10 protein-coding genes are annotated in these 12,335 nt (G+C 39.8%); 4 read left to right on the top strand and 6 right to left on the bottom strand.

Annotated features, from left to right (window positions below):
- Position 1 precedes the first annotated feature (1 nt).
- Positions 2-2,299: a BamA/TamA family outer membrane protein gene (locus tag JWR23_RS11420; RefSeq protein ID WP_299516187.1), complete on the top strand. Its 2,298-nt coding sequence runs from the start codon at positions 2-4 to the stop codon at positions 2,297-2,299.
- Positions 2,300-2,389: 90 nt separating this feature from the next.
- Here JWR23_RS11420 and JWR23_RS11425 read toward each other — a convergent pair whose 3' ends face one another.
- From JWR23_RS11425 to gyrB, 5 genes are all read right to left on the bottom strand, one after another.
- Positions 2,390-3,154 carry a GLPGLI family protein gene (locus JWR23_RS11425; RefSeq protein WP_299516188.1) on the bottom strand — a complete coding sequence of 255 codons (765 nt, stop codon included), beginning with the start codon at positions 3,152-3,154 and terminating at the stop codon, positions 2,390-2,392.
- Between the two features lie 6 nt (positions 3,155-3,160).
- A complete protein-coding gene (locus tag JWR23_RS11430; RefSeq protein WP_299516189.1) occupies positions 3,161-5,944 on the bottom strand; it encodes a TonB-dependent receptor in 2,784 nt (927 codons plus the stop codon).
- 277 nt (positions 5,945-6,221) lie between these two features.
- Entirely contained in the window at positions 6,222-6,908 is a 687-nt protein-coding gene (locus JWR23_RS11435) for a hypothetical protein (protein WP_299516190.1), read from the bottom strand.
- On the bottom strand, positions 6,905-7,243 hold the full coding sequence (locus JWR23_RS11440) for a PadR family transcriptional regulator (RefSeq protein WP_299516191.1): 339 nt from the start codon (positions 7,241-7,243) through the stop codon (positions 6,905-6,907). The genes JWR23_RS11435 and JWR23_RS11440 overlap by 4 nt, the downstream gene beginning before the upstream one ends.
- A 280-nt stretch (positions 7,244-7,523) precedes the next feature.
- Positions 7,524-9,482 (bottom strand): DNA topoisomerase (ATP-hydrolyzing) subunit B, encoded by a 1,959-nt coding sequence (gene gyrB / locus JWR23_RS11445; protein WP_299516193.1) that lies wholly within the window; start codon positions 9,480-9,482, stop codon positions 7,524-7,526.
- 268 nt (positions 9,483-9,750) lie between these two features.
- Here gyrB and JWR23_RS11450 point away from each other — a divergent pair, with 268 nt between their 5' ends.
- Entirely contained in the window at positions 9,751-10,287 is a 537-nt protein-coding gene (locus JWR23_RS11450) for an OmpH family outer membrane protein (protein ID WP_299516195.1), read from the top strand.
- Positions 10,288-10,423: 136 nt separating this feature from the next.
- Positions 10,424-10,897 carry a nucleoside deaminase gene (locus JWR23_RS11455; RefSeq protein ID WP_299516196.1) on the top strand — a complete coding sequence of 158 codons (474 nt, stop codon included), beginning with the start codon at positions 10,424-10,426 and terminating at the stop codon, positions 10,895-10,897.
- Positions 10,898-10,985: 88 nt separating this feature from the next.
- Here the strand turns inward: JWR23_RS11455 and JWR23_RS11460 are convergent, their stop codons facing one another.
- Positions 10,986-11,396: an RNA-binding S4 domain-containing protein gene (locus tag JWR23_RS11460; protein ID WP_299516197.1), complete on the bottom strand. Its 411-nt coding sequence runs from the start codon at positions 11,394-11,396 to the stop codon at positions 10,986-10,988.
- A 120-nt stretch (positions 11,397-11,516) separates the two neighbouring features.
- Between JWR23_RS11460 and JWR23_RS11465 the strand changes: the two genes are divergently transcribed.
- Entirely contained in the window at positions 11,517-12,332 is an 816-nt protein-coding gene (locus JWR23_RS11465) for a 2,3,4,5-tetrahydropyridine-2,6-dicarboxylate N-succinyltransferase (protein ID WP_299516198.1), read from the top strand.
- The last annotated feature ends 3 nt before the right edge of the window (positions 12,333-12,335 follow it).

A 12,335-nucleotide genomic window follows, 5' to 3' on the forward strand; every position in this document is an offset into this window, starting at 1 on the left:
TATGACCAAGCTTAGATATATACTTATTATTTTATTTGTCGCCTTTATAAGCGCCTGCAGCACAACCAAATATTTGGCTCCGGGGCAAAAGCTATATACCGGCAGCCAAGTAAAAATTGTAGATAAGGATATTAAAAAAAGCGATGCAAAAGCTTTAAACGCCGAGCTATTGGCCATGTTACGGCCCAAACCAAACACTACTATTTTAGGGTTACGATATAAGTTATGGATATATAACAAAACAAGAACAAACAAAGTACGCGGCTTAAGGCACTATTTAAATACCCACTTTGGAGAGCCCCCTGTTTTGGTAAATACAGTCGACCTGGAAAAAAACAGTAGTATACTACAAAACAGGTTACAAAATGAAGGTTATTTTGTTGCACAGGTAAATGGCGATACCGTAAGTAAAAAAGGCTCGAAGGTGGCAAAGGCCGTATATACTACGCAAACCGGCCCGGCTTATCATTATCGTAAAATAGTGTTCCCGACAGAAAAGGATGACCTGGATACCGCGGTTACCGGCACGGCTGCACAAAGTTTATTAAAGGTTGGCGACAGGTATGACCTGGATGTTATTAAAGCCGAGCGCATACGTATTGATGCCCGTTTAAAAGAAAAGGGTTTCTTTTATTTTTCGCCCGACAACCTGATCATGCGGTACGATAGCACCATTGCCAATCATCAGGTGGATATGTTTGTAAAGGTTAAAGAAACCACACCCGACCAGGCCCGATGGATATACCAGATAAGGAACATTTATGTATATCCTAAATATTCATTAAGGGATACCTCACTTAAATTAGATTCGGCCGAGAAATATCGTTGGTATAATGTTATCGACCCAAAAAAATCTGTAAGACCGTTTTTATTTAAAAATACAGTGTTGCTGCACCCCGGCGATGTGTACAACCGTACCGCACATAATAATAGCTTAAACAGGTTTATTGAACTTGGGCCATTTAGCTTTGTTAAAAATCGCTTTGAAGATGTTACGCCCGACTCGGCCAAGCTGGATATCTATTACTTTTTAACACAATCTAAACGGAAATCGCTTACTGCCGAAATAATTGCCCGCCAAACATCTGCAAACTATGACGGTACACAATTTAACCTGACGTTTAAAAATAAAAATACTTTTAAAGGCGGCGAGCTGTTCACACTTACTTTTTTTACCAGTACCGACAAGCAATTCGGCAGCTATCATAACGGGTTTAATGTTTACCAGTTTGGCGTACAACCATCCATGTCATGGCCGCGGTTTATAAGTCCGTTTGATTTTAAAACAAATAATGCATTTATCCCCAGAACGGTGTTGACAACAGGATATACTTTAATTGACCGTTCGCAACTTTATACCTTAAATTCATTTAACGGCTCATGGGGTTATCAATGGAAACCTAACCTGCATAAGCAAAATGTATTTAATTTGTTAGAAGTAACGTATGTTGATGCAGCCAATATTAGCCAGCTTTACCAGGATAGCATTCGTAAAACGCGCAATCCAACATTAACCCATGTAATTAATAACCAATTTACATTCGGCTCAAGTTATAGTTATACTTATGATAATACGACCGAGGATTTCCGCATCAATAGTATTTACTACATGAGTAAGCTTAGCCTGTCGGGTAATGTATATGGTATATTAACCGGAGCCGATACCTTAAAAGGTAAGGTGAGCAAACTATTTGGTACCCCATTTGATCAATATATCAAATTGGAAAACGAGTTCCGCTTCTTCCATAAGTTAGGGCCCGGCAGTAAAGTTGCTGCCCGCTTTATGGTTGATGTTGGGTTACCGTATGGCAACTCTACCATTTTACCTTACACCCAACAATTTTTTATCGGTGGACCAAATAGTTTACGCGGTTTCCAGGCCAGGTCTATTGGCCCCGGCTCTTATTATCCACCTGGTTCGGTAACCAGCGGCAGCCAGTTTTTGCCTGATGAATCGGGCGATATCAAGATTGAAGGAAATATAGAGTACCGCCCTAAATTGTTCAGTATTGTAGAAGGCGCGCTGTTTGTTGATGCCGGTAATATATGGCTGATGAGGCCCCATTATGGCCTGCCCGGCGCCGCGTTTGGTAAAAACTTTTTGAGCCAAATAGCGGCCGACGTTGGCTTTGGCCTGCGCTTTAACCTTTCGGTATTGATCTTGCGTACCGATATGGGTTTCCCGGTATTAAAGCCTAAAACCAATAATACCGGTATTATTGATGGCGTAAACTATACCGGATCAGGCTGGCATGGATCAAACGCTGTGTTTAACCTGGCTATTGGGTATCCTTTTTAATTACTAAGTGAATTCAAAGTGTAGGTGTATACGGTACCGTATACACCCGTATACACCCATATACACCTGTATACGCTTATTCAATCATTATCAAAGCGTAAATATTTTTAGCTGATATTTTCCGGTGGAGCCCCTGGCACTAAAAGCCGCGCGCAAAGTCTCTACTAATTGCTTATTAGAAATTGGTTTCCCTTTTTGCGGAGGTGTTAGTGCAGCATCCGGAACTGGCTCTATAGTTACTTTCGTGGCTGCCCAGGTTACATGCTCACGTGGTAATGTCACTTGCAATATCATACCCGGTAAACCCGAAAATGATTCGGGGCCGCCGCTAACCCATATTTTATCGGTGTAAAATGCTACCACATATATAGAGTCTTGCACAACACCATGAGCCTCGCGGCAGGTATAGCCGGCAATTTCGCGGGTGTCACCCATAATCCGCCATTTTATTTTACGTATACTATCCTTCACTAAAAAGTCCTGGCCCTGTATGCTCCTTAATATCGTGCTGATGCCTGATGAAAAATCAACATAAGTGGTATTATACTGGTTAGCCAGCGGGTTGGCCTGGAAGATTACCACATTTTCAATAGGTCGTTCTGTTGTAAATAAGGTCTTGTCTTTATTAAAAATTAATTTACCCTTAAACTTTACAAATTGAGGCTGGTTTTTTTGATATTGCTCAAACGCCTGGTTACTAAATACATCATTTTTATTTAACAAGCCACGTGCTATGGCAAACATGTTTATGGTTTTGTCGTACTCAATAGTACCTGTGGTTATAAATTTAGCATGCTGGGCCACAACCGTGCTGCCGGTTAATAAGCCAATAAAAAATATAATAATTGCTTTCATGATATGTTATTTTTTAGCGGTATCAGTAGTACCAAATTTTGTAAAGTCATAAGTAACAGTAAACATCAAATACCGGTGAATTTGGTTATACGTGGTTTGGGTAGTGTAACTGTAACCCGAGTATCTTGTATTTTGATCCTGGTTGAGCAGGTTACTTGCTACTATGGATAATTTTAAATTCTTTTCTTTCAGGAACATTTTACCGAAAGATGCGTTCCACAAAGTACGGCTACTGGCAGGCAGATTTTTTGTCGCGCCAGTATACCTATCACTAATATCTGACGATATTGTATAATTAGCGGGTAGATAAATAGTTGCCTGTCCGTTTAAGTTATAGCCAAAGGCATTATTATTATTACTGTTATTAGGCGAAATATTTTGCAGGGTATAATTAGGTCCGCCGTTTAAATAGATACTGTATTTGCTGGCCTTATATTTGTTAAACCCAATTGACGCATTGTAATTATTAGTATGAGTTGTAGTTAAAATACCATTATTATAATTATAATAAACATTACCACCCTCATTTAAAGACGCATTTATATTCATATCCCAAGCCTGTATTTTTGTACCTCCATTTACTGATAAGTTATAATTATAAGGAGTTTTATTAGTTAAATTAATAAACTGTGTAACTTGTTTACCTGTTGTTATATCATAACTACTATTACTACTTATCTCGTTGGAGGTCATGTTGAAATTACCGCTTATTGAAAAGTTTTGGTTGGTTATTGGATAATTGGCTGTATACCGGGCATTGATACGGTTAGTAAATGCCGGTATTAAGTTAGGGTTACCAACAAAAATATTTAACGGATTTGCATTGCTTTTTAAGGGTTGTAACTGTCCTATCTGGGGCTGTATCGTATTACCATTATAGTTAACATTAAATACTTTGGTTTGCGATACGCGATACTGGTAAGTTGCCTGCGGCATCCAGTTAACAAAATCTCTTTTATAAGCTATGCCTGTAAACTCATCAACCTGTTTAAAATTTACAATGGATGTACGGGTACCGAAGGTGATAATAGAAGTTCCGGTACGATAGTTAAACACGGCACCTAATTGATTGGTTAACTGGTCAAATTTATAATCATTACTATAAACAGGGTCAAATACATCATAATTGCCTGAAGTTGACTTATTGAATGACTCCCTGTCAGATGTGCTGTTATTTAACCCGGTACCATAATTAAAAGTAAGGGCAAATTTCTTGGTTATTGGTTCAGTGTAGGTCATGTTACTATTCAATACCGTGCTGATAAGTGTAGTAGGTTTATATTGATTAACTATACTATCCGTACTTGTTGAGGTGTAAAATATGTCATTGTATTGATAGGCAGTAGAAGTGCTTTTGGTATAAGTACCATTCACATTCCAGGAAAAGGTACGGCCAATAGTTTTAAATTTCTTGGTATAAAACGCACTGGCATTAAATAGTTGCTGGTCGCCTTTACTGCTATTGGTATTGGTATTTCTATTTATTAAGGTATTATTACCATCGGATAAAGAAGTAACACCATTACTATGCGAATCTGTATTTTTATCCGTACCGTTAACGTCAATTTTAAGGTTGGCGGTTGGGCTTAACGCGGTTAAATAAACGGCATCCAGTTTTTGCCTGAAAGTAAAATTATGCGAGTGAGAAACGTTATCCGTATTAGATATATCGTTACCCAAAGTACGCTGCTGTAAGGTTGTCTGATCTGTGTTAACTTCTAACGATCCAGCTTTATAATTGGTATTGATGGATTGCTTATCGTTATTCCACTTATTGTCATAATGTACGCCCGAAGTTCTGGATAACGGCACACCTGTACCAAAATAGGTACCAAAGCCACCATCTACGTCGTCCTGTCCGCCAAATATGCTAATGCCTCCACCGTCATCACTTATCTGCACGTTACTGCCTGATGTGCCTAACTTTGCGTTGTCCTGAAAACCCAGGCCCTGTTTACCATCGTTAGCCGTAGTAGCATAGGCCGAAAATTTGGCTTTATTTTTAAAACGGTTATACATGGCCTGCACTTCATTATACCTATTTGTGCCCAGCCCGGCATCAATTTTGCCAAAAGTGCCATTCTTTTTATCTTCTTTAAGCTTAACATTAAGCACTTTATTTTTTACCCCATCGTCTATCCCGGTAAACGCGGCCTGGTCGCTTTTTTTATCATACACCTGTATTTTATCTACCATGTCGCCGCGCAAATTTTGGGTAACCAGTTTAGGGTCATCCCCAAAAAACTCTTCACCATCAACCAATACCTTACTTATCTTCTCGCCCTGAAAAGTTATCTTTCCATCCTTATCAACCTCCATACCCGGCAATTGCTTTAGCAGGTCCTCTACCTTCGAGTTAGGTTGTATTACATAAGCTTTGGCATTAAATTCGGTAGTATCTCCCTTAATTTTAATAGCACTTACCGTTCCCTTTATAATTACCTCCTGTAATATCCGCGATTTAAGGCCCATGCTTATATTGCCAAAGTTATGCGTCTTATTAGCAGGTGTAATGTTAAAGCCTTCTACATAATCTGCATAGTCGGGGTAGGTAATTAATAATAAATAATTGCCGGCTGGTAAGCCGTTCATGGCAAAAGAACCATCATCTGCAGCATGGGTGAATTTAACAAGGATAGAATCTTTTGCATCTAATAAGGTAACGGTGGCTGTTAATTTAGCTTTGGCAACTGTATCAACAGTAAAACCTCTTATACTGTACGAATTTTGCGCAAAGGAGGTAAAAACGCATAGGCAGAGCACAATGGTTGCCAGGGTTGTGAATTTCATAATTTAGGTTTAGGTTGGTTCAATATATAACTAAATTCTTAGTAAATCACGTAACGATTTTATTACTAAACTTAGTTATGTATTGGCTTTTTAAATGTAAAGGATAAAAAGCATCATTCTTATTATTTAACATTCGTTAACATAATTAACAAATGATTGGTAATCAATTATTTGTTGAATTTTGGTCGTAAACCTCTTCATAAGTTTTCGCAATACTGCATTACATGATATAAGTAATCCTGTAACCATAGTTTTTGTTGCTCGGTTGGTTTCATAATTATACAATGCTTATTTTAAATTCATCCCGATATATTTTATAATAGGCAGCGGCGTGTATTGTATACGCTGTAAAAATCATAGTTAAAACAATCGGACCTGCTTTTTTAAACCAATCTGTAGATATATCATTAGCAAAGATGTGTTGAAATGCTGCGAATAAGATAATTAATGGCACGATACTATATTTTAACCATGTAAATCCAGTATCCTTAACTGACCTTTTAGAATTACCAAACACGTAACCAAAGCATACGATATAACCCAACCTGATATATCTTATATTATTTAATATTGATTGAAAAAGAGACATAGCAATAGCTATCCAAAAAAATAAAGAAAAATTGAACCATGCTTGCTTAACAAACCAATAAATTATTATTGAGCTTATTATAAAAATACTAATTGATGGAAATTTTAAACACTCCATCAGATAGTTCCAATATCTTTTTTTCATTTCCACCAAGGTTTCCTGCTGATACCTTGCCTCTATAACCGGTATATTTCCAAGCCCACCAAAGTCTTCCTCTATGATATTATTTAAGGCCGTATAAAAAGATATATTTTCAGGATATCCTTCTAAAGCGGTTAGTATGTGGTCATAAAACTCGGCATACGTTTCACGGTACGCTAAATATTCCCGTAAATATTCACCTAAAAAAAATTGCTGATCGGCTGTTGGTTTCATTTCACAGCGGGTTTAATGTTTAATATATTTTGCAGCTGATCAATAAATGCCTGGGCTTCGTTAATTTTATCGGTTGCTTCTTTGCCGCCATGCCCGGTAAGCTGGTAATATTTTCGGGCGCGGCCATCTACAATCTCCACAGTAGCTTTTAAAAGGCCCTCGGCCTGTAGTTTATGCAACGCGGGGTAAAGCGCACCCTCTGTAAGCATGATACCGCCTTCGGATGCTTCCTTAACTTTTTGTGTTATCTCATAGCCATACATCCGGTTGTTGCCTTCCAGTAGCTTTAAAATAATAGTATGCAGGGTGCCTTTTAATAATGGATTCGTGCTCATGATAAAACAAACATATAAATAATTATATATATAATAAACTTAGGTATATAAATTTAAAAGTAATTTTTACAGCGCGTCATTGAACAAAGCAATCTCTGCAACAGACATTCAACAAGAAAATTTCATTTAGCGATAGCCGGAACGACCATTCAGGACATTGATTAGCAAGTGCAGAGATTACTTCGTTCCTCGCAATGACGTGGTGATAACAAAACAAAAAAAGCCGCTCAAAAAGCGGCTTTAAAAATTCAACAAATTCCGAAATCGAACTTCCGAAATCCTACGTATCTATTCTTGCGTACTTTGCATTCTTCTCGATAAACGCGCGGCGTGGTGCAACCTCATCACCCATAAGCATGGAGAAGGTATGGTCGCATTCGGCAGCGTTTTCAATACTGGCTTGTTTTAGTGTGCGACGGGCAGGGTCCATGGTAGTTTCCCATAACTGCTCGGCATTCATCTCGCCCAAACCTTTGTAACGTTGCACGTGTACACTATCTTCTTTACCGGCACCTTTTAAACGTTGTATTGCTACATCACGTTGTTCTTCGGTCCAGCAATATTCAAACTCTTTACCTTTTTTAACCTGGTATAATGGCGGCGATGCGATGTATACATAACCGGCCTCTATCAGCTCCTTCATATAACGGAAGAAGAAGGTAAGTATTAAAGTAGTAATGTGCGATCCGTCAACGTCCGCATCCGTCATGATCACTATTTTATGATAACGCAGCTTAGTAATATTAAGCGCTTTATCATCATCAGGCGTACCACGGCTTACACCAAGACCGGTAAACATGTTCTTTATTTCTTCATTCTCATATATCTTGTGCTCCATGGCTTTCTCCACGTTAAGGATCTTACCCCTTAGCGGTAATATGGCCTGATACTCGCGGTTACGGCCCTGCTTGGCAGTACCACCCGCCGAGTCACCTTCGACAAGATATAATTCACACAATGCAGGATCGCTGTTAGCGCAATCAGAAAGCTTACCCGGCAAGCCAGAGCCGCCCATTACACTTTTCCGCTGCACCATTTCGCGCGCCTTACGGGCAGCCGCACGGGCCGTAGCGGCCAGTATAACCTTGTTCACTATCATCCGGGCCTCTTTAGGGTGCTCTTCCAGGTAATTACCTAAAATTTCTCCTACCGCCATATCAACCGCGCCCATTACTTCGTTATTGCCCAGTTTGCCTTTGGTTTGACCTTCAAATTGCGGCTCCTGCACTTTTACAGAAATTACAGCGGTTAACCCCTCGCGGAAGTCATCACCGGTAATTTCTATCTTCATGTTTTTCAGCAAGCCTTCTTTATCGGCATAACTCTTTAAAGTACGGGTTAACCCCCTGCGGAAACCTGCAACGTGTGTACCGCCTTCAATTGTATTAATATTATTTACGTAAGAGTGTACGTTCTCTGTATAAGTATCATTGTACTGCAGGGCAAGCTCAACCGGGATACCTTGTTTTATGCCGTCCAGATAAATTGGCTCAGGTATAATTGAGGTACGGGTACCATCTAAAAACTTAACAAACTCGCTTAAGCCGCCGGTCGAATAAAATTCTTCTACCGGGAAAGTTCCATCCTCATTGGCGTCACGTTCATCCGTTAAAGTTAAACGGATACCTTTATTTAGATAGGCCAGCTCGCGTAAACGGGCAGCCAGTGTATCATATTTATATTCTGTAGTTAAAGTAAATATCTCCGGATCGGGCTGGAAAGTTTGTGTGGTACCTGTACGGTCTGATAAACCTATCTCTTTTACCTCAAACAATGGTTTTCCTTGTGAATACTCCTGGGTAAATATTTTGCCGTCGCGCTCAACAACAGTTTTCATATGGATGGAAAGCGCGTTAACGCAACTTACACCCACACCATGCAAACCGCCCGATACTTTATAAGTATCCTTATCAAACTTACCACCCGCATGTAAAACGGTCATTACAATTTGTAATGCCGATACTTGCTCCTTAGTGGTAATGCCTGTAGGAATACCACGGCCATTATCAACAACGGTAATTGAGTTGCCTTTATGAATAGTAACATTTATGGTATCGCAATAGCCGGCAAGCGCCTCATCTATAGAGTTATCTACAACTTCATATACTAAATGGTGCAGGCCCTTAACACCTGTATCGCCAATGTACATGGAGGGGCGCTTACGCACCGCTTCTAAACCTTCTAAAACCTGTATATTATCTGCTGAGTAATTCGATTTGTCCTGATTTTCTTCGCTCATATTGGGTTAAAAAAATAACTCACAAAAGTACGCATTTTGCCGCAAATATTTGCTATTGTTGATAAAAATGACCCGATATGAACAAGCAGCCCAAATGATTAGGATACTTGTTATGAAAGTTTATCTTTGTGAAAAAAAATATTAAAAATGATGCCTGGTTTTTATAGTGAAATCTCATCATTATCATCAAAAAAACAAACCAATTTAAATGAAAACTTCGGGTTCTATTTTTACAAAAACCGTTTTAGGTTTATTAATCGCCGGTAGCATGGCAGCCTGTAATAACAATAAAGCAGGTAATGCGCCGGCTACAACAACTACAGCAGCTTCGCCGGGTACAGAAACAACTGTATACGTACAGTCTGATACTTTATTAAGTAAATATGAATATGCAAAAGATATGAGCAAACGCCTGCAGGATAAAGGCAAAAGTGCACAATCAGATGTTGCTTCAAAAGAAGAAGCATTTAAGCGTGAAGTTGTTGAATATCAAAAAAATGCGGCAACAATGCCTGCTGATAAGCGCCAGGCTACCGAGCAGCGCCTGCAACGTGAAAAACAGGAGTTTGATCAGTATCAGCAAAGAGCCGGTGCAGAGTTTCAAAATGAGCAGGGCACCGAAACCGGCAAGCTTTATGATAAATTAACCGAATTTGCCAAAGCTTATGCTAAAGAAAAAGGATATAAAGCAATTTTAACTTATTCAAAATCAAACCCAAGTGTATTATATGTTGACCCAAGTTTAGATATAACTGCCGAAGTTGTTAAAAAACTGAATGATGCTTACGCAAAGGATAAAAAATAATTTAAACTAAAAAAAAGAAAACCCCGGCTTAGTTCAAGTCGGGGTTTTCTTTTTTAGAGGAGCAAGAAAAAAAGTCAGGAGTATAATACTTATTCCTTATCTTGATTCTTGTATCTTAACTCTTGACTTTAAAAACATGAGCAACCACGAAAAATTTATGCGGATGGCGATCGACCTGTCCGAATACAATGTGAAAGAAGGGCAAGGCGGACCGTTTGGCGCCGTGATTGTAAAGGACGGTATGGTATTGGCCCGCAGTGCCAATAAGGTTGTATCTAATAATGATCCTACAGCTCATGCCGAGGTTTCGGCCATACGCCTGGCCTGCCAGGAGTTGGACACGTTTAGCTTAGACGGTTGCGAAATATACACCAGTTGCGAACCCTGCCCTATGTGCCTGGGTGCTATTTATTGGGCCAAAATAGATAAGATATACTACGCCAATACTAAAGCTGATGCCGCGGAAATTGGTTTTGACGACCACTTTATTTATCAAGAGCTTGACCTGCCAATGGAAAAACGCAAGCTGCCCATAGTGCAATTAATGCGCGATGAAGCTTTGAGCGCATTTAAGCTTTGGAGTGAATCGGAAAGTAAGACGGATTATTAAGCCCCTCCCAACCCTCCCCGGTAGGGAGGGCTTTTAAAAGCGCGCGCTACATTAAAGTCTCCCCTACCGGGGGAGATTTAGAGGGGGCTTATTCCTCTTCCTTCTTCTTTTTAAACATACCATCCTGCAAATCATCAATCTCACGCCTGTCCCGTTTAGTGGGGCGGCCCGTGCCCCTGTCCCGTTTTAATACCGGGGCGTGAAACATAGATTTAAATGCAGGTGTTTGCTCAACCGGGGTAATATCTTCATAATAGCCAACGGCGGTTTTTGCATCTGTACGGCTTTCTAACAGTCCGGTTACTCTAATTATTTTACGGTCGGGGCCCTTTGATACCTGGTAGGTTTCGCCCAGTTTAACCTCGTGCGATGGTTTGATGTTGTTACCCTCCAGCTTTACGCGCCCGGCCTTGCAGGCATCAGATGCCAGCGTACGCGTTTTAAACAGGCGTATGGACCATAGATATTTATCTATTCGGAGTTTTTCTTTTTCGGGCATAATTCTTCAGCAAAAATAAAAATGATTTCTCAGATAGCATCAGTATTTACATCCACATTATCCTTATACTAACAAATCTCCTCAAAATTCCTTTAATTTGTCGAAAGTTTAAATTTATCAATGCAAGACCTACAAAAACTAATTGAACAGGCCTGGGAAGACAGGAACCTGTTAGCTTATAACGAATATACTGATGCCATTGAAACCGTTATTGAACGGCTTGACAAAGGCGAAATACGTGTTGCCGAACTAATTGGCACCCGCTGGCACACAAACGACTGGATAAAGAAAGCGGTAATATTATATTTCCCTATCCGCACCATGGAAGAGATAAAAGTTGGACCTTTTGTATTTCATGATAAAATGAAATTAAAAACCGACTATAAGGCAACCGGCGTACGTGTTGTCCCTCATGCTGTGGCACGTTATGGAGCGTATATAGCAAAGGGAGTTATCCTGATGCCAAGCTATGTAAACATTGGCGCTTATGTTGATGAAGGCACTATGGTTGATACCTGGGCAACTGTAGGTTCATGTGCGCAAATTGGCAAGCATGTTCACCTGAGTGGTGGCGTAGGTATTGGCGGTGTCTTAGAACCCGTGCAAGCGGCCCCGGTTATTATTGAAGATAATTGCTTTTTAGGCTCAAGGGCCATAGTGGTAGAAGGTGTGCATGTAGAACACGAAGTTGTTTTAGGCGCCAATGTGGTTTTAACCGCATCAACCAAAATAATTGATGTTACAGGGAGCAGCCCGGTTGAATATAAGGGCCGCGTACCATCGCGCTCGGTTGTTATTCCGGGTTCATACACTAAAAAATTCCCTGCCGGCGATTTCCAGGTTCCTTGTGCTTTAATTATTGGCAAACGCAAAGAATCAACCGATAAAAAGACATCGTTAAATGATGCTTTGAGGGAAAATAATGTGGCTGTTTAGGAT

This window comes from Mucilaginibacter sp., from assembly GCF_028288205.1.
GTDB lineage: Bacteria > Bacteroidota > Bacteroidia > Sphingobacteriales > Sphingobacteriaceae > Mucilaginibacter.

Coding starts and splice junctions, on each gene's coding strand:
- JWR23_RS11420 (WP_299516187.1), top strand. CDS start 2: ATGACCAAGCTTAGATATATACTTATTATTTTATTTGTCGCCTTTATA.
- JWR23_RS11430 (WP_299516189.1), bottom strand. CDS start 5,944: ATGAAATTCACAACCCTGGCAACCATTGTGCTCTGCCTATGCGTTTTT.
- JWR23_RS11435 (WP_299516190.1), bottom strand. CDS start 6,908: ATGAAACCAACAGCCGATCAGCAATTTTTTTTAGGTGAATATTTACGG.
- gyrB (WP_299516193.1), bottom strand. CDS start 9,482: ATGAGCGAAGAAAATCAGGACAAATCGAATTACTCAGCAGATAATATA.
- JWR23_RS11460 (WP_299516197.1), bottom strand. CDS start 11,396: ATGCCCGAAAAAGAAAAACTCCGAATAGATAAATATCTATGGTCCATA.
- JWR23_RS11455 (WP_299516196.1), top strand. CDS start 10,424: ATGAGCAACCACGAAAAATTTATGCGGATGGCGATCGACCTGTCCGAA.
- JWR23_RS11450 (WP_299516195.1), top strand. CDS start 9,751: ATGGCAGCCTGTAATAACAATAAAGCAGGTAATGCGCCGGCTACAACA.
- JWR23_RS11425 (WP_299516188.1), bottom strand. CDS start 3,154: ATGAAAGCAATTATTATATTTTTTATTGGCTTATTAACCGGCAGCACG.
- JWR23_RS11440 (WP_299516191.1), bottom strand. CDS start 7,243: ATGAGCACGAATCCATTATTAAAAGGCACCCTGCATACTATTATTTTA.
- JWR23_RS11465 (WP_299516198.1), top strand. CDS start 11,517: ATGCAAGACCTACAAAAACTAATTGAACAGGCCTGGGAAGACAGGAAC.